General features: G+C 60.9%; 19 protein-coding genes and 1 pseudogene. 13 read left to right on the top strand and 7 right to left on the bottom strand.

Features of this window, described 5'->3' with window-relative positions; all coding sequences use genetic code 11:
- The first annotated feature begins 8 nt into the window (after nucleotides 1-8).
- The 6 genes and pseudogenes from AC245Y_RS12225 (at nucleotide 9) to AC245Y_RS12200 (ending at nucleotide 5,467) form a co-directional block, all read left to right on the top strand.
- Complete coding sequence (locus AC245Y_RS12225; protein WP_017994343.1) at nucleotides 9-1,622, top strand: glycoside hydrolase family 43 protein; 1,614 nt, start codon at nucleotides 9-11, stop codon at nucleotides 1,620-1,622.
- Between the two features lie 520 nt (nucleotides 1,623-2,142).
- Complete coding sequence (locus AC245Y_RS12220) at nucleotides 2,143-3,069, top strand: ABC transporter ATP-binding protein (RefSeq protein ID WP_017994342.1); 927 nt, start codon at nucleotides 2,143-2,145, stop codon at nucleotides 3,067-3,069.
- Nucleotides 3,066-3,827 (top strand): ABC transporter permease, encoded by a 762-nt coding sequence (locus tag AC245Y_RS12215; protein ID WP_012757797.1) that lies wholly within the window; start codon nucleotides 3,066-3,068, stop codon nucleotides 3,825-3,827. The genes AC245Y_RS12220 and AC245Y_RS12215 overlap by 4 nt, the downstream gene beginning before the upstream one ends.
- A 76-nt stretch (nucleotides 3,828-3,903) precedes the next feature.
- A complete protein-coding gene (locus AC245Y_RS12210) occupies nucleotides 3,904-4,329 on the top strand; it encodes a hypothetical protein (RefSeq protein WP_017994341.1) in 426 nt (141 codons plus the stop codon).
- Nucleotides 4,330-4,441: 112 nt separating this feature from the next.
- Nucleotides 4,442-4,616: pseudogene (locus AC245Y_RS12205) on the top strand (ABC transporter permease); the annotation flags it as partial.
- 113 nt (nucleotides 4,617-4,729) lie between these two features.
- A complete protein-coding gene (locus tag AC245Y_RS12200; RefSeq protein ID WP_017994339.1) occupies nucleotides 4,730-5,467 on the top strand; it encodes an SDR family oxidoreductase in 738 nt (245 codons plus the stop codon).
- Here the strand turns inward: AC245Y_RS12200 and AC245Y_RS12195 are convergent.
- The 5 genes from AC245Y_RS12195 to AC245Y_RS12175 all read right to left on the bottom strand — a co-directional run bounded on the left by AC245Y_RS12195 (nucleotide 5,430) and on the right by AC245Y_RS12175 (nucleotide 8,874).
- Nucleotides 5,430-6,353, bottom strand: a complete 924-nt coding sequence (locus tag AC245Y_RS12195) for a LysR family transcriptional regulator (protein ID WP_012757795.1) — start codon at nucleotides 6,351-6,353, stop codon at nucleotides 5,430-5,432. The genes AC245Y_RS12200 and AC245Y_RS12195 overlap by 38 nt on opposite strands.
- Before the next feature lie 100 nt (nucleotides 6,354-6,453).
- The gene (locus tag AC245Y_RS12190) at nucleotides 6,454-6,891 is read right to left on the bottom strand and encodes an EamA family transporter (protein WP_012757794.1); all 438 of its coding nucleotides are present in this window, start codon (nucleotides 6,889-6,891) and stop codon (nucleotides 6,454-6,456) included.
- A gap of 265 nt (nucleotides 6,892-7,156) precedes the next feature.
- Entirely contained in the window at nucleotides 7,157-7,858 is a 702-nt protein-coding gene (locus tag AC245Y_RS12185) for a TIGR02281 family clan AA aspartic protease (RefSeq protein ID WP_017994338.1), read from the bottom strand.
- Nucleotides 7,855-8,073 (bottom strand): DUF1289 domain-containing protein, encoded by a 219-nt coding sequence (locus tag AC245Y_RS12180; RefSeq protein WP_017994337.1) that lies wholly within the window; start codon nucleotides 8,071-8,073, stop codon nucleotides 7,855-7,857. Before AC245Y_RS12180 ends, AC245Y_RS12185 begins: the two co-directional genes overlap by 4 nt.
- 18 nt (nucleotides 8,074-8,091) lie before the next feature.
- Nucleotides 8,092-8,874 (bottom strand): adenosylcobinamide-GDP ribazoletransferase, encoded by a 783-nt coding sequence (locus tag AC245Y_RS12175; RefSeq protein WP_012757791.1) that lies wholly within the window; start codon nucleotides 8,872-8,874, stop codon nucleotides 8,092-8,094.
- A 156-nt stretch (nucleotides 8,875-9,030) separates the two neighbouring features.
- On the opposite strand from AC245Y_RS12175, the gene cobT reads away from it, so the two are divergent.
- Nucleotides 9,031-10,047, top strand: a complete 1,017-nt coding sequence (cobT, locus tag AC245Y_RS12170; RefSeq protein WP_017994336.1) for a nicotinate-nucleotide--dimethylbenzimidazole phosphoribosyltransferase — start codon at nucleotides 9,031-9,033, stop codon at nucleotides 10,045-10,047.
- Between the two features lie 126 nt (nucleotides 10,048-10,173).
- Complete coding sequence (locus AC245Y_RS12165) at nucleotides 10,174-10,557, top strand: diacylglycerol kinase (RefSeq protein ID WP_017994335.1); 384 nt, start codon at nucleotides 10,174-10,176, stop codon at nucleotides 10,555-10,557.
- A 1-nt stretch (nucleotide 10,558) separates the two neighbouring features.
- Here AC245Y_RS12165 and AC245Y_RS12160 read toward each other — a convergent pair whose 3' ends face one another.
- Nucleotides 10,559-12,094: a sensor histidine kinase gene (locus AC245Y_RS12160; RefSeq protein ID WP_012757788.1), complete on the bottom strand. Its 1,536-nt coding sequence runs from the start codon at nucleotides 12,092-12,094 to the stop codon at nucleotides 10,559-10,561.
- Between the two features lie 106 nt (nucleotides 12,095-12,200).
- Between AC245Y_RS12160 and AC245Y_RS12155 the strand changes: the two genes are divergently transcribed.
- The 4 genes from AC245Y_RS12155 (at nucleotide 12,201) to AC245Y_RS12140 (ending at nucleotide 15,681) form a co-directional block, all read left to right on the top strand.
- Nucleotides 12,201-12,758, top strand: coding sequence for a thermonuclease family protein (locus AC245Y_RS12155; protein ID WP_012757787.1), 558 nt, complete (start codon nucleotides 12,201-12,203; stop codon nucleotides 12,756-12,758).
- A 4-nt stretch (nucleotides 12,759-12,762) separates the two neighbouring features.
- The gene (locus AC245Y_RS12150) at nucleotides 12,763-13,395 is read left to right on the top strand and encodes a uracil-DNA glycosylase family protein (protein ID WP_012757786.1); all 633 of its coding nucleotides are present in this window, start codon (nucleotides 12,763-12,765) and stop codon (nucleotides 13,393-13,395) included.
- 69 nt (nucleotides 13,396-13,464) lie between these two features.
- A complete protein-coding gene (locus AC245Y_RS12145) occupies nucleotides 13,465-13,953 on the top strand; it encodes an Lrp/AsnC family transcriptional regulator (RefSeq protein ID WP_003540387.1) in 489 nt (162 codons plus the stop codon).
- 705 nt (nucleotides 13,954-14,658) lie between these two features.
- Nucleotides 14,659-15,681 (top strand): porin, encoded by a 1,023-nt coding sequence (locus tag AC245Y_RS12140; protein WP_012757785.1) that lies wholly within the window; start codon nucleotides 14,659-14,661, stop codon nucleotides 15,679-15,681.
- 72 nt (nucleotides 15,682-15,753) lie between these two features.
- Here the strand turns inward: AC245Y_RS12140 and AC245Y_RS12135 are convergent, their stop codons facing one another.
- Nucleotides 15,754-16,107, bottom strand: a complete 354-nt coding sequence (locus AC245Y_RS12135; RefSeq protein WP_128408013.1) for a hypothetical protein — start codon at nucleotides 16,105-16,107, stop codon at nucleotides 15,754-15,756.
- 25 nt (nucleotides 16,108-16,132) lie between these two features.
- On the opposite strand from AC245Y_RS12135, the gene AC245Y_RS12130 reads away from it, so the two are divergent.
- Nucleotides 16,133-17,029: a LysR substrate-binding domain-containing protein gene (locus AC245Y_RS12130; protein ID WP_017994334.1), complete on the top strand. Its 897-nt coding sequence runs from the start codon at nucleotides 16,133-16,135 to the stop codon at nucleotides 17,027-17,029.
- The last annotated feature ends 137 nt before the right edge of the window (nucleotides 17,030-17,166 follow it).

The following is a 17,166-nucleotide window of genomic DNA, read 5'->3' as shown; positions in this document are numbered from 1 at the left end:
ACCCTGTCATGATCCGCAATCCCATCCTGCCCGGGTTCAATCCCGATCCGTCGATCTGCCGCGTCGGCGCGGATTATTACATCGCCACCTCGACCTTCGAATGGTATCCCGGCGTGCAGATCCACCATTCGCGCGACTTGGTGAACTGGACGCTGGTGCGCCGGCCGCTGGAGCGCAGATCGCAGCTCGACATGCGCGGCAATCCCGATAGCTGCGGCATCTGGGCGCCGTGCCTGTCCTATGCCGACGGGCAGTTCTGGCTGGTCTATACCGACGTCAAGCGCTACGACGGCAATTTCAAGGATGCGCCGAACTACATCGTCACGGCACCTACGATCGAGGCCGATTGGTCCGAGCCGGTCTATGTGAATTCCTCCGGCTTCGATCCCTCGCTCTTCCACGACGATGACGGCCGCAAGTGGTTCGTCAACATGCAGTGGAACCACCGCACCGAAAGCTATGGCGGCTCGCCGAAATCGCCGGCCTTCGACGGCATCCTGCTGCAGGAATGGGATCCGGTGGCAAAGGCGCTGAAGGGGCCGATCAAGAACATCTTCGCCGGCAGCCCGCTCGGCCTCGTCGAAGGCCCGCATCTCTTCAAGCGCAATGGCTGGTACTATCTGACCACCGCCGAGGGCGGCACCGGCTACGACCATGCCGTCACCATGGCGCGGTCGCGTAATATCGACGGGCCCTATGAGATGCATCCGAACATGCATCTCATCACCTCCAAGGATCATCCAGGCGCGGTATTACAGCGGGCAGGTCATGGCCAATATGTCGAAACGCCGGAGGGCGAGGCCTATCACACCCATCTTTGCGGCCGGCCGCTACCGCCGAAACGACGTTGCACGCTGGGGCGCGAGACATCCTTGCAGAAATGCGTCTGGCGCGACGATGACTGGCTCTATCTTGAAAACGGCACCTCGGTGCCCGATGTCGATGTGCCAGGCCTCTTTGGCGCGGCGCCGGTGGAAAAGCCGATGCGCAGCGAATACAGCTTCGATGGCGGCACGTTGCCCGCCGATTTCCAATGGCTGCGCACGCCAGAGCCCGCGCGCATCTTCAACCTGACGGATCGTCCCGGCCATCTGCGCCTGATTGCGCGCGAAAGCATCGGCTCCTGGTTCGAACAGTCGCTGGTTGCCCGCCGCCAGGAGCATCACAGTTTCCGCGCCGAGACCGTGATCGACTTCTCGCCCGACACCTATCAGCAGGTTGCGGGGCTGACGCATTACTACAACCGCCACAAATTCCACGCCGTCGCGGTGACGTTGCACGAAACACTCGGCCGCTGCGTGACGATCCTCTCCTGCAACGGCGACTACCCGAACGGCCGGCTGAGCTTTCCCGCCGACAGCGGGGTTTCGATTGCCGCCGATGGCCGCGTCCAGCTTGCCATGGAAATCCGCGAGAACGACCTGCAATTCTTCTGGCAGACCGAAGGCAAGGGCGCCTGGCAGCCGATCGGCCCGGTCCTCGACGCCGGCGTGATTTCCGACGAAGGCGGCCGCGGCGAACACGGCTCCTTCACCGGCGCTTTCGCCGGCGTGTTTGCCTTCGATACGTCGGGCCGGGCGAAGGCCGCGGATTTTGACTGGTTCAATTACGATGAGTTGTGAAGGGTGCACCCTTAGTCGCTTTCATCCACAGTGGATCATGGAAAGAGCGAGGGGCGGAGAAGAGGCACATAAAAAGAAAGCCGGCGCAGGGCCGGCTAAGACGGAACGCGGCTGGACAGGGGATACTGGCCGGTTCCAAGCATTTCGTGACTGAACAATAACTTTGACTACATGCCGAGACAGCGAAAAATGGGCGCATGGAGAACACCCGGACGGCTCCGCAAAGGGTGGGCGGCGGGGCGGATGCCGGTGCTGGCCTCGGCCCTCTTATCGGGCACGAACATCACCGGATGATGACATCTGAAACCGACTGCCGCCTTTCTTTCACCGGCGAGCTGCCTTCGTATCGCAAAGACCCGATGCCGGCTACTTCGCCTGCGCCAGAGGGCCGCTTGCGCCAGCAGGCCAACTGTGTGTTGGCCTGGAGCGAATGCAGTGTTCACGTTCCCAAGGATGTCAAAGCGTCATGAAGGAACTATATAGCGGGCCGAAAGACCTCGAGAATCCACAAGAGTCCTGCATGACCCCCATCATTTCCGTTCAGAACCTCACCAAGACCTACGGCAATGGGTTCGAGGCCCTGAAAGGCATCAATCTCGACGTTGAGAAGGGCGAGATCCTGGCGCTGCTCGGGCCGAACGGTGCGGGCAAGACGACGCTGATCTCGATCATCTGCGGCATCGCCAATCCGAGCCGCGGCCGGGTGCTGGTTGCTGGCCACGACGTCGTGAAGGATTTCCGCGCCACCCGCGGGATGATCGGGCTGGTGCCGCAGGAGCTGACCACCGATCAGTTCGAGACGGTGTTCAATACGGTGAGCTTTTCGCGTGGACTGCACGGCAAGAAGGCCAATCCTGCCCATATCGAGAAGGTGCTGCGCGCGCTCTCGTTGTGGGACAAGAAGGACAATATGCTGCGCCAGCTCTCCGGCGGCATGAAGCGGCGGGTGCTGATCGCCAAGGCGCTTTCCCATGAGCCGGAAATTCTTTTCCTCGACGAGCCGACCGCCGGCGTCGACGTGACGTTGCGCAAGGACATGTGGCATGTCGTTGAAGAGCTTCGGGCCTCCGGCGTCACCATCATTCTGACTACCCACTATATCGAAGAGGCCGAGGAAATCGCTGACCGTGTCGGCGTCATCAATGGCGGCAAGTTGCTGCTCGTCGAGGACAAGGCGGCGCTGATGGCCAAGCTCGGCCGCAAGCAACTCATCCTCGATCTCACCGAACCGCTCAGCCGCCTGCCGGATTGTTTTGCCGGCAATGGGCTGACGCTGGAAGCAGACGGCAACCGGCTGACTTATGATTTCGACGCTGGCAACGAACAGGAAAGCATCGCGGCCCTGCTGACCCGGCTCGGTGAGAACAATATCCATTTCAAGGATCTCTCGACGCGGCAAAGCTCGCTCGAGGACATCTTCGTGGCGCTGGTGGGAGCGGAAAAATGAACATCGAGGCCGTCAAATCGATCTATTTCTTTGAGATGGCGCGCACGCGCCGCACGCTGCTGCAGAGCGTCATCTCGCCCGTGATCTCGACCTCGCTCTATTTCATCGTCTTCGGCGCCGCTGTGGGATCACGCATTCAGGAGGTAGAGGGCGTGTCCTACGGCGCCTTCATCACGCCCGGCCTGATCATGCTGACGCTGCTTGGCCAGTGCATCAGCAATGGCTCCTTCGGCATCTATTTCCCGAAATTCACCGGCACGATCTACGAGGTACTTTCCGCGCCGGTGGCGATGACGGAGATCCTGCTCGGTTATGTCGGGGCGGCGGCGACCAAGGGGATGCTGATCGGCTTCATCATTCTCCTGACTGCCAATCTCTTCGTCGACGTCAGGATCGAGCATCCCTTCATGATGATCCTGTTCTTCCTGCTGACGGCGATTACCTTCAGCCTGTTCGGCTTCATGATCGGCATCTGGGCCGGCAATTTCGAACAGCTGAACCTCATTCCCATGCTGGTCGTGCCGCCGCTGACCTTTCTCGGCGGCAGCTTCTATTCGGTCAGCATGCTGCCGCCCTTCTGGCAGGCGGTCAGCCACCTCAACCCGGTGCTCTATCTCGTCAGCGGCTTCCGCTGGAGTTTTTACGGGATCGCCGATGTCAATCCGGCGATCAGCCTGGCGATGATCACGATGTTTCTGGTGATCTGCCTGGGAACACTCGCCTGGATCTTCAAGACCGGTTACCGGCTGCGCAACTGATCCGGCCCTCAGGAAGTGCCGCAATTTCAACATGAAAGATTGCTCAGCAAGAGGTCATCGGTCATGGGGCAATCTGATGGTCAGCAGCAATGTGCTTGGATGCCTCGCAATCGCATCCATCTATTACCTAGCACCGCAGCAAGGCCCATCGCAGGAGGCCGCCCATCCCGTCAAGGTTACCTTTGCTGTGGTGGTCGAGGGAAAGGAGCCTTTCTCTGCCGAGGTGTCATGCCTTCCCGACGACACATGCAGTCTCGCCAAGCATGACGATCTCGGCATTAATCTTGCAATTACAGTGTTTTCGGGCTCAGAGGCGCATGGTGAATTGAGCATCTATTGCTCACCCAATTCTTGTTCCTTCCGGAATTTGCGATCACGGATCGAGTTCTTCGGTCGGCGTGCTACCGTCGATATTTTGTCCGGTGAGGCTGACTCTGGTGTCACGACTCTGCTGGTTGCAAGGCAACGCCCGAGGATCGGTGAAGTCCTCATCTCGTACTGAGCGCATTGCGCCAGTTTTCCGTCAGGCGCTGCTGACGAGAAGGGCGCCCGAGATGATGAGGAGGGTGCCGGCGACGAGCTTCATTATGTCGAGCTCGGAGGCTTCGCCGAGTCGTGCCGCCAGCCACTTCAACCCGGTGCCCTATCTTCAGCGGCTTCCGCTGGAGTTTTTACGGGATCGCCGACGTCAACCCGGCGATCAGCCTGGCGATGATCACGGTGTTCCTGGTGATCTGCCTGGGAACGCTCGCCTGGATCTTCAAGACCGACTACCGGCTGCGGAACTGATCAATCACCCGAACACGCGCCATCGGAAAACCCGATGACGCCATCGGTTTCTTCCGTTTTTCTTTCGCTCTGATCCGAGGCATCTGCTGCATCAGCCGAGAAGGAGATGGCAGATGACGGATATCAGGATCGAAGGCGCGAGGATCATTATTGTTGGCGGCAGTTCCGGAATGGGGCTGGCGCTTGCGGCGCGGTTGCTCGGGGAAGGGGCGGCGGTGACGATCGCAGGACGCAGCGAAGGTAAGCTCATGGCGGCTCGCCGCGATCTCGGCGAGCATCCTGGATTGGCGACGGTTGCCGTCGATATATCGCGCGAGGAAGAGGTCGCGGCGCTGTTCCGCAATAGTGGGCCGGTCGATCACATCGTCAGCACGGCGGCCGATATCGAAGGCGCCTATCAGTTGCTGCCTTCGATCGAGCTTGCGGCGGCGCAAAGGGTGGTCGAAAGCAAAATCTACGGGCCGCTGCTGCTGGCAAAATATGGTGCCGCCCATTTGCCGCCGTCAGGATCGATCACCTATACGTCAGGTGTCGCGGCCTACCGGCCGGCGGCGCGTGGATCGGTGGTCGCAGCCGTCAATGCGGCGCTCGAAGGCATGGTCAGGGCGCTTGCTGTTGAACTGGCGCCGATCCGGATCAACGCGGTGTCGCCCGGATGGGTGGACACGCCGATCTGGAGCTTCGTCGCCGGCGAGGCCAAGCAGGCAACGCTTGATGCGATGGCACAGCGCCTGCCGGCCGGACGCGTTGGACGGCCCGATGATATTGCCGATGCGATCCGCTTCCTGATCGGCAACGGCTTCACGACAGGCACTATCCTGCATGTCGAAGGCGGGCATCGGCTGGTCTGAGCGGCGAGAGTTCTTCGCTTGCCGATTGCAGCAAGAGGGTAAGCGCCGGCGGCTGCACGCGCCTGCGCCGCCACATCATCACCAGTGAAGCGGCAGGTGGATTGCCCGGCCATGGCAGTTCGACGACGTCGCCCCGTGTTGCGGCCGGGCCGACCGCAAGGCGCGGTACGAGGCCATAACCGGTGCCGGATGCGACGAGCCGGATGATCGTCGCGATGCTGCCGGCTTCGGTGACGATTGATGGTGCTGCAATCTGCGCTTCGGCAAAGGCAGTGTCGAACAGGTGACGGTAGACGCAGCCGGTTTCGGTGGCGACGAAGGGGGCGGTGCTCAGTGCCGCGAGGCTTGCAGGTAGCCGAGCTTGCGAATCGCGACCGCCAATCAGCACCAGCGGTTCGCTGCAGATGCGGCGCGTCAGGAAGCGCTCATCCTGCTGCCCGCGATCGAAGGTGAAGGCGACGTCGATCGAGCCGTGCTGCAATTGCGCAAGTAATTCGCCGCTGCCGCCGACCTTGAGCTTGAGGCCGACGTCTGGGTTCTTCTTGCGAAAGAGTGACAGCCACGGCGCCAGTCTTTCGGCGGCGATGGTTTCGAGCGTGCCCAAGGTGACGGACTGCTCCGCACTGCCGGCTGCGGCGCTGACGGCGGCATTCGCTTCGTCGTTCAGCGCCAGTATCTCTTCGGCGTAAGCCTTGAGGACCGAACCTGCCGCTGTCGGGACGACGCCCTGCCGGGAGCGGAGGAAGAGTTCTGCGCCCAGTTCCTCTTCCAGCGCCTGTATCTGGTCGCTGAGGCTTGACTGAGCGAGATTGACCTCGGCAGCGGCGCGCGTGAGATTTTCGTGCCGGATCACCGCAAGGAATGTCTTCAATTGTCGTGGGTTCATGTCGAGCTCCGGTACGGCGCGCAGAGGCGCCTGGACGCAGGATATCAACAAAGCAGAAGGCGCTGCAACGCAGGAGCATGTGGCGGCGCACCAGTCCCCGTCAAGCGCTGCTGACGAGAAGGGCGCCCGAGATGATGAGGAGGGTGCCGGCGACGAGCTTCATTACGTCGAGCTCGGAGGCTTCGCCGAGAAAGACGGCGCCGATCGCCAGCGTCACCAGTACGTTGCAGCTCCAGATCGGCGCGAGTTTCGAGACGGGAACACCGTAAGTGAAAAGCGCAAAGCTGATCAGGCCGGTGCCGACGGCAAAGCAGGCGCCTGCGGTGGCGGCAAAGCCGAGACCTTCGGCGGTCCAGGGGGCAGGGCGCCAAATCAGGGCGGCAATTAGCCCAGCCAACGCACAGGCGGCGCCGAAGGCGATCAGGTAGACAGCGGAGCCGGTGGCTGATGTGGCGCTCTGCTTCTGGAAGATGGCGGTAATGCCCCAGAACAGGGCCGGCAGAGCGCCGCCGATGACGATCGGCCAGAGTGAATTCATTGCGAAGCTCCTGTCGCACCCATGGGTCAAGGCCTCGCCGCGGGCGAAGGCCGGTCGAACATGCGGTGCCACCAGACTACAGCGCCGCGCGTCTTTTCAGACGCGCAAAGGACGCTGTAGCACTTTGAATTGTTGCATAATTCCTTAAATCGATTCCGATTTAAGGAATTATGCGGCAGGAGTTTCTTATTGTTCTTTGTCGTCTTGTTGTTCTTGCGCTCAAGCTGCCAGATCCGCTCGTCGCCGTAAAGCGGTGGAGCCGCAATTAGTTGCGCATGCGGAGTTCGTCGGTCTGCATCTGCAGCGAGCCCAGCGTTTCCAGGAAGCTCATACCGAGCAGGCTCTGGTCGAGCCGGCCATCCTCGGAGACGCTGGCTGCGACATTGTTGCGGACGATCGGGCCGATCGCTACCTGGTCGAGCGTGACGGGTGCTGCGCGGCCGCGGCCGTTGGCGGTCATGACCGTCATGGAATAGGTGAGGCGGGAGAGGTCGATGCCGATGCGTTCGGCATCTTCGCGCGACAGCGCCACCATGCTGGCGCCGGTATCGACAAGCATCTCGATCGTCTGGCCGTTGACTGCGACATCGGCTTGGAAATGGCCGTTCAGCAGCTTGTGCAGGATGATCTCCTGGCCGCCCTCGCTTGTGGTGACGACGACGGCGCGGCCGGGAACGAGGCCGGCGAGCAGCCTGTTGCCGACGCCGAGCGCTTCCTGGCGATAGAGGTAGACGGTCACGAGCGCCAGGATGATGACCAGCCAGATCATCATCTGGCGCATCGTTTCGCCGATGCTGCGCCGGCTCGCCCAGATGCCGGCCGACAACATCAGCGCGATCGGCAGCAGATAGACGACGCGGCCGAAGTCATCGCTCTGCAGACCAAGGATGCGGCTGCTGTCATTGTTGACAATCAGCACGGCAAGGCCGATGCCGATCACGACGAGGAAGACGGTCAAACGGATCATAAAGGCCGCTCCGGCCCACCGGCGAGGCTCGTTTTCATACGGTTCGACGGCGTGGCGGCGCCTGCGAGCCTTGCCGGCAGCAGCGCCATGATCCGTCTTCGCTCGGTGTCGGAATAACTCATCCAGCTGCCGATTTCCTGAAGAGTCCGGCCGCATCCGGCGCAAAATCCGGTGGCGGGTTCCAGCGAGCAGACGTGAATGCAGGGTGTTTGCATGAGCGATATATCGGAGTTTCAAAGGGCCGTGGCAAGGGCGCAAAGAGTGGCGATCTCGCAAATTTGCTGCGTCGCGCCCAGCGTATCGCCGGTGTGGCCGGCAAGCTTGCGGCGGATGAAGGCGGTGAAGGCAAACCCTGCGATGCCGGTGGCGAGCAGGCTTGCGACCAGCGGCCGCAGGCCGAATGCCGGCCAGATCAGAAGCGCTGCGACGAGGCCGGCCGAGGCGAGCGCAAACTGCATCGCCGCCTCGTCCGGCTGGCCGGTCGAGGCGGCCACGCCATCGGCCTTTGCCGGTGCCAACCGCTGCCAGTGCCAGGCGATGGCGCCACGGCTGAGAGCCGCGACGGCGGGAATGGCGAGGGCAGCAGTGAGCGGCGAGGAATGGCGGGCGATGGCGGCAAGTGCGGCTGCGCGGATCGCGAAGGAGAGGATCAGGGCTATCGCGCCATAGGTGCCGATCCGGCTATCCTTCATGATGAGCAGGCTCTGTTCGCGGCTCTTGCCGCCGCCGATGCCGTCGGCCGTATCGGCCAGACCGTCCTCGTGCAGCGCGCCGGTGACGAGGACCTGGACGGAAAGCGCGATCAGGGCTGCCATCAGCGGATCGGCGCGCAGCCCCAAAAGGAGGAAGAGGGCGAGTGCGGGGATGAAGCCGATGACGATGCCGGCAAAGGGAAAGGAGCGCACCAGCGGACCGAGCCTGCCGTCATAACCTTTGAACAGCGATTGCCGCATGGGAATGCGGCTGAGGAAGGCGACGGCGCGGGCGGTATCGACCGCATAGTCCTTGATCTTCATTCTGTTTCGTTCTGCCGGAGGTCTCGGCTTATGGTCTCGGCTGCGCTTTTGGAGTTGTTCGCCTCGTCCGCCCGCTTTAAGAGAGTTTCCATCCGCAAAGAAGCTGATTTGCGGGGAAAAAACAAGAATACCCGGATTTATAGGAAAACCGCACAGATGAGCGTTTCAGGCCTGCCGTTCGACGATTTCCGTACCCTGCTCCGCGACCTGCCGGGGCCGGACGCCCGCGCGCTGGTGGCGGCGCGCGAACGTGACGCGCAGCTGACCAAGCCGCCGGGTGCGCTCGGACGGCTCGAAGAGATCGCCTTCTGGCTTGCCGCTTGGACGGGCCGCACACCTGCCGTCAACCGGCCGCTGGTGGCGATCTTTGCCGGCAATCACGGCGTCACCAGGCAGGGGATCACACCTTTTCCGCCAACGGTGACGCAACAGATGGTCGAGAACTTTGCAGCCGGCGGTGCGGCGATCAACCAGATCTGTGTCGCCTATGATCTCGGATTGAAAGTCTTCGATCTGGCGCTCGATTATCCCACCGGCGACATCACCGAGGAGGCAGCACTTTCCGAGCGCGATTGCGCCGCGACCATGGCCTTCGGCATGGAGGCGATCGCCGGCGGCACCGACCTGCTCTGCATCGGCGAGATGGGCATCGGCAATACGACGATTGCGGCGGCGATCAACTATGCGCTTTACGGCGGTTCGGCGCGCGACTGGGTGGGACCCGGCACCGGTTCGGAAGGCGAGATGCTGGAGCGCAAGATCGCGGCAGTGGAAAAGGCGGTGGCGCTGCATGGCGACCATCTCGACGATCCGCTGGAGATCATGCGCCGGCTCGGCGGCCGCGAGATCGCTGCGATGGCCGGCGCCATTCTTGCGGCCCGCATGGAGCGCATCCCGGTGCTGATCGACGGTTATGTCGCGACCGCCGCGGCGGCGATCCTGAAGGCCGCCAATCCGTCCGCGCTCGATCATTGCCTGATCGGCCATGTCTCCGGCGAGCCCGGACATCTTCGCGCAATCGAGATGCTCGGCAAGACGCCGCTTCTGGCGCTTGGCATGCGGCTCGGCGAAGGCACCGGTGCCGCACTTGCCGCCGGTATCGTCAAGGCGGCCGCCGCCTGTCATTCCGGCATGGCGACCTTCGCCCAGGCGGGTGTGTCGAATAAGCATTAAGGCCGCAGTGGGCGCCGTCGATCCGCGCGCGTTCGCTTGCGCCGCCCAAATGGATTCGGTATTTGCGTATTCGCTCATTGATGGGGAGGCTCCCCGGTTTGATGCAACAGGAAGAGGAAGGGCATCTTGATGAAGCCTGCGGTGACGAAAGAGACCGGACTTCGGCATTTCATCGCCGCCGCCAGCTATTCCTGGGCAGGCTTTCTGCGGGTGCTGAAAGAGGCGGCCTTCCGTCAGGAACTCGGTTTTTTCATCGCTTCGATCGCGGCGCTGGCGCTGGTGGGAGCCACTGCGGGCGAGATCGTCGTCGCGGTGCTTCTGTTTCTCGGGCTCTTTTCGATGGAGGCGATGAATACGGCCGTTGAAGAGGTGATCGACCGGATTTCGCCGGAGATTTCGATTGTCGGCAAACATGCCAAGGATCTCGGCTCCTTCGCGGTAACCTGCATGATTGCCGCCTGCTGCCTCTATCTCGGCTTCGTCCTCGGAAAGCAGCTGTTCTTTAGCTGATTCAGGCAAAACTCTTGCGCTTGCGCGCAACGGCGTGAGCCTCCTCGACGGCCGGCAGGCTCTGGAGCACACGCTTGGCGGGCAGGATGGCGATGACCTCGGTGCCCTCGCGCAGTTTCGATTTCAGCAGGAACTGTCCGTCATGTTTGGCAAGGATCGCCTGGACGATCGGCAGGCCGAGGCCGGTACCCTGTTCGGCGCTCTTGATGGCGATCGAGCCCTGGCCAAAGGCCGACAGGACGACGGGAATCTCTTCTTCCGGAATGCCGGGGCCGTTGTCCTTGATCGAGATGTACTGGCCGCCGCCAGCTGTCCAGCCGACCTTAACGTGGATCTCGCCGCCCTGCGGCGTGAACTTGACCGCATTGGAGAGAAGGTTGAGCACCACCTGGCGCATCGACTTCTCGTCGGCCCAGATGGCCGGCAGCTGCCGCTCGAACTGGTCCGAAATGGCAATGTTCTTGGCGCGGGCGCGCAGCTGGACCATGCCGATGCAATCTTCGGTGATATCGAGAAGCGAAATCGCCTCCTCGCTCAGCTCGTATTTGCCGGCCTCGATGCGCGACAGGTCGAGGATCTCGTTGATGAGATCGAGCAGATGCTGGCCGGAGCGGTGGATATCGCCGGCATATTCCTTGTAGGTCGGATTGGCGAGCGGCCCCATGACTTCGGCCGACATCACCTCGGAAAAGCCGAGGATGGCGTTGAGAGGCGTTCGAAGCTCGTGCGACATGGAGGCAAGGAAGCGCGACTTGGCGAGGTTCGCCTCTTCGGCGCGGCGGCGAGCCTCGTCCGACATCGATTTCGCCACTTCCAGCTCTGCGATCAGGTCGTCCTTCTCCGACTGATATGAGAGAATCCTGAGGTTCGACTTGAAGAGCCGGTCGCTGATATAATTGAAGAAGACAAGAGTGGTGGTGAAGGCCACCGTCAGGCTGATTTCGAGCAGGTCGCGCGACAGGCCGCTCTTGGCGGCGAGCGCCAGGACCGCCGGTGAGAAGGCGGCGAGCACGGCAGGCGTCAGCATGAAGTTCGACATCGCCGTGACGGAGAGCGCGATCAGCAGCGTCGCGCCCTTATAGAGAATGAAACTCGATGGCTCGCAGGTGTCGCAGCCCTGCAGCGCGAAGACGGCCCAGCAGCAGCCGAGCAGGAACTGGCCGGAGAGCAGCAGGCGGCGCCATTTGCGGGCGTTCTCGGAGGTGATTTCCTGCCGGCGGGCGCGGCGCGCCAGCAGGATATTGCCGGTATGACAGGTGAGCGTCAGCAGCGCCCAGAAGAGCAATTGGGTGTTCTGGGTGAAATAGACGCCAAGCGCGGTGATGATGACGACGAAGAGCGGCATGAGCGACGCGCTCTGCAGCACCGATGCCACATACATGTTGAGCACGTCACGATCGAAGGAGGAATTTGACGCATGACCGGACTGAAGACGTTCGCGCGTCTGCCGCACGGCCTTGGAAACGGCCTTGTTGCGGTGGCTGCGCGACCTGTCGACGATGATCTTGTCGGTCGATGTGCTTACGCCGGTACTCATGTGCACGTTGAAACTTCATCCCAGGGTGGATAAGAGCTTAACCGACAATTCTTAAGAAGATGTTTGCCATCTTTGCCAAGGATTTGTTTTTTAAGGAGGCGAAAGCGTGACACGGGGTCTGCGCCTGATTCGCGACGGCGTGACCGCTTTTGCCCTGCTGGTGCTCGTGGCGCTGATCGCCGCCAAGCTCAACGATGCAGCAAAAATCGAGCATGCCGGCGCCTTTCATGCTGCCGACGGTGACAGTCTGGCGTTGGGAGGCGAACGGTTGCGCCTCGAAGGCATCGATGCGCCGGAGCTCAACCAAAGCTGCGAGCGGGCGGGGAAGGCCTGGGCCTGCGGGCGCGCGGCGCGCGAGGCGCTGCAGGATATGGTGCTGGCATCGGGAACTGTTTGTCAGGGCAGCCGGCGCGACCGCTACGACAGGCTGCTCGTCGTCTGCCGGAGCGGGGCGGGCGGCGACATCAATGCCGCCATGGTGCGCCGGGGCATGGCCATTTCTTATGGCGATTATGGCAAAGAGGAGGCCGAGGCAAAGGGCCAGAAGGCGGGCCTCTGGGCCGGGACTTTCGAGCGGCCACGCGATGTGCGCGACCATGCGCGCCAGAGTTCCGGTTTCGACGGCGTCCTGCGCTTTATCGGGCAGGCTGTCGGATGGGAGTAAAGTCATGAGCGACGAAGCCATGCTGGAGATGCTGCGGCAGGAGATCGGCTCCTGTCGCATCTGTCGAGACGCACCGGGAAAAGGCCTCGAACACCGGCTGCCGCACGAGCCGCGGCCAGTGGTGGTGATCTCATCGAACGCGCGCATCCTGATCGCCGGGCAGGCGCCCGGGCTTCGGGTGCATGAGAGCGGCCTGCCGTTCGACGATGCATCGGGAGACCGCCTGCGATCATGGCTCGGTGTTGACAGGGCAAGCTTCTACGACCGCGACCGATTCGCTATCGTGCCGATGGGCTTCTGCTTTCCCGGCTACGACGACAAGGGCGCGGATCTGCCGCCGCGGCGTGAATGCGCGCCGTTCTGGCGGCAAAGGGTGATCTCGGCCATGCCGCAGATCGAACTGGTGCTGGTCATCGGCCAATATGCGCAGGCCTGGCATATGGCCGGTGAAAGGCGGGACAATATGACCGAGACGGTGCGGGCATGGCGTGACTGTTTTCTGTCCAACCGATCGCCGGCGGTGCTGCCGCTGCCGCACCCGAGCTGGCGCAACAGCGGCTGGCTGAAGCGCAATCCTTGGTTCGAGGAAGAATTGCTCCCGGTCTTGCAGGAACGGACGAAAATGCTGCTTTCCTGAAACAAAATTCTTTTAGTTGCACGGAATCGAGTTATACAAAGAAAATAATTCGAAAGGACTGTTGTGCGCATGGACCGCCTCGACCGAAAAATACTGCGTCTTCTGCAAGAAGATTCGACGCTTGCCGTTGCCGATCTCGCCAAGAAAGTGGGGCTTTCGACGACGCCATGCTGGCGGCGCATCCAGAAAATGGAAGAAGACGGCGTCATCAAGCGCCGAGTCGCCATCCTTGATCCGGAGAAGGTCAACACCAAGGTCACCGTCTTCGTGTCGATTCGCACCGCCACCCATTCGATTGAATGGCTGCGCCGCTTTTCCGAGGTGGTCGCCGAATTCCCCGAAGTGGTCGAATTCTACCGGATGAGCGGCGATGTCGATTATCTCCTGCGAGTCGTCGTGCCTGATATTGCCGCCTATGACGCTTTTTATAAGCGGATGATCGCCAAGATTGAGATTCGCGACGTTTCCTCCGCCTTTGCGATGGAGCAGATCAAGTATTCGACGCAGCTGCCGCTCGACTACATGATTCTCGACAATGCCAAATCCAACGAGGATTGAGGTCAAGCGTGCGGTCATGACCGCACGCGATAATGCCAAATCCGAAGACTGGGACCACGCGTGAGTCTGACCGGGGATATACCTATTGGGTGTGTTCTGGCCGCAAGCGGGAATGCCGGTTCCGCAAAACCAAGTTTTGGCCAGTGCGGTCGGCGATTGCAAAAAAGCCTCAAAAATAGCAAAAAAACGCTCAAATCGACCCAAATTCCTGGAAAAGTGAATAGCCTGGTAAGGATTCCGGGGTTATGGTTGATGAAACCACGGGGCGATATGTCATAATTTCGTCTCATTGGTATCGAATTCAGAACACCATGTTCTAAACCGCTGCCTTGTTTGTGCTTGTTAGCCGGCGGTAGAGTTTATGCGCTTCACCAGTATGTTCGACGGGGGTCGAGCGGTGGAGAATTTGACAGATGGGGTGTAGCGTTTTGCGGCTTGCGATGGAGGATTTCCGTCGCGGAGCCGTTTGTCGTGTTTTTCGCCTAAATATTTGAAGTTGTTGTATAAAAATCACGTCACCGAGGAAAGTTGCTCGAAGGAGCCCACCTGGCGTGTATCGAGAATTGCTTGATAGGTCCTTGTATGTGATGACGGTTTGGCGGTTCGATCGATCCGCACGCCGAGATGGCTGTTCAAACTGGGCCGGCTTCAAATCGACTACCCGATCTGAAGCCAGCCCCGATCGACAAAGGAATGGATTGGTAAATGAACATCAGAATGGTTTTGCTTGCATCAGCAGCAGCATTTGCTGCATCGACGCCGGTTCTTGCAGCTGACGCTATTGTTGCTGCTGAGCCGGAACCGGTTGAATATGTTCGCGTCTGCGACGCTTACGGCACCGGCTACTTCTACATCCCGGGCACCGAAACCTGCCTCAAGATCGAAGGCTACATCCGTTTCCAGGTTAACGTTGGCGAAGATGTCGGCGGCGATTCGGACTGGGATGCCGTCACCCGCGGTCAGGTTCAGTTCACGGCCAAGAGCGACACCGAGTATGGTCCGCTGACCGGCGTCATCGTCATGCAGTTCAATGCTGACAACGCCACCGATCAGGACGCCATTCTCGACTCCGCTTACCTCGACGTCGCGGGCTTCCGCGCCGGTCTGTTCTACAGCTGGTGGGACGATGGTCTCTCCGGCGAAACCGACGACATCGGCTCGGTTGTAACGCTGCACAACTCCATCCGTTATCAGTATGAAAGCGGCACCTTCTACGCTGGCCTCAGCGTCGACGAACTGGAAGACGGCGTCTACAAGGCCGACGAAGAAGCCAACAACGTTGGCGTTGCCTTCGGCGTTGGTGGCACTGCCGGTGCGTTCAGCTACCAGATCACCGGTGGCTATGACGTCGACAACGAAGACGGTGCTGTCCGTGCAATGGGCACGGTTGACATCGGTCCCGGTACGCTCGGCCTCGCCGGCGTATACTCTTCCGGCCCGAACTCCTACTACTCTTCGGCTGAATGGGCTGTTGCTGCCGAATACGCAATCAAGGCAACTGACAAGCTGAAGATCACGCCGGCCGTTCAGTACTACGGCAACTACTTCGGCGGCGACAAGGCCGTTCCGGATGACTTCGACGGTCTCGGCGATGCCTGGAAGGTCGGTCTGACGGTTGATTACCAGATCGTCGACAACTTCTACGCCAAGGCTTCGGTTCAGTACCTCGATCCGGATGATGGTGACGACTCCACGACGGGCTACTTCCGTCTGCAGCGTTCGTTCTAATCCACTTAGTGGATGCTCCCGGTCTTCGGACCGGGAGCACTTAAATCAGTTTCTGATCCGAGTGACCTCCGATCAGCTACGGGGACGGGTCCGGTCTTCCCTGCCGGACCGTCCTTGCAGCGTTTTTGAAGCGCCGTCTTCAATGCCGTTTTTCAGAATCGCCTTTTGAGGTGAACCCAACAGGTACGTTGCGTATCGCACGTCGGCATCTGCCAGCCTCGCCTCTCGAGGCACTCCGTTTTTCAATCTTTCAAACGAGCTGGATCCACCGATAGAATTATCGTGCGGACGGCTGTTGGTCTGTCTGCCTATGCGGCGTCGGCTGGCTTTGCCGCAATAGGTCGCGAAAAGAAAATCCAATGCCGACAATGTGATCACAGCTTTTTGGGAGAGAGGATACAACCCTTGCTGGGGGCCGGCATTCATTCCTACTCTCGGATAGCTTGTTCTTATGGACGATCTCAACGACTACTATTATTTCGCCGCTGTCGTCTCCAGCGGCGGTTTCGCTTCTGCAAGTCGCGATCTAAAAATACCACGTTCGAAGCTCAGCAGGCGGGTCAGCCGGCTTGAGGAAGGGCTTGGCGCAAGGCTCATAGAACGCTCGACTCGCCACTTCCGGGTGACTGAGATCGGCCAGGCTTTCTACGAAAGATGCCAGACCATCCTGCAGGAGGCCGATCGCGCCAAATCGATCGTCAGCGAGGCTCAGTCCGACCCGCAAGGTGTGGTGCGTATGGGCTGCCCGCTCGGTCTCGTCGACATATCGGTCGGGGGGATCCTGCCCGAATTCCTGGAACGTTATCCGAAGATCAAGCTGCAGATCATCGGCTCCGAGCGGCGCGCCGATCTCATCAACGAACGGATCGACCTCGAGGTGAGGGCGACCAACGAGCCGGAGACGCAGACGAGCCTGACGATGCGTAAGCTCGACCGTATCAGGCGTATCCTGGTCGCAAGTCCGTCGCTCGTCGAACGTACCGGCAACTTGCATTGTGTGGACGAACTCGCGGACCTGCCGACGCTGGCGATGACGTCATGGGTGTCGTTCCACACCTGGGAACTGGTCGGTCCGAATGACGCCAAGCAGGTGATTCGGCATCAGCCGCGGCTCACCTGCCGCAGTATGACCGCCATCCTCGACGCAGCCCGTGCCGGCCTCGGCTTCGGGCTTTTGCTCGAAAGTGCCTGCGAGGCCGATCTCCAGGCCGGCAAGCTGGTGCGGGTGCTGCCGGAATGGCAGTCGGAGGAGAGCCAGTTCTACATCGTCTTCACGACAGCGAAGGGCATGCCGCCGGCGGTGCGGGTCCTGATCGATTTCCTGGTCGAAAAATCCAGGCAGCATTGATTTAGAGCCTTTCCGGGTTAGATTGAAGCATTCTGCCGGAGCAGGTTTTCGTCAGGGCAAAGGCGATTGGCGACGGGCATACCCCAGGGTACGTCCGAGCCGATCGCCTTTGTCCTGGCGGAAAGATGCCCGGCCCT

Source organism: Rhizobium sp. SRDI943, from assembly GCF_057653695.1.
This window is presented reverse-complemented; position numbering and strand designations above follow the sequence as displayed.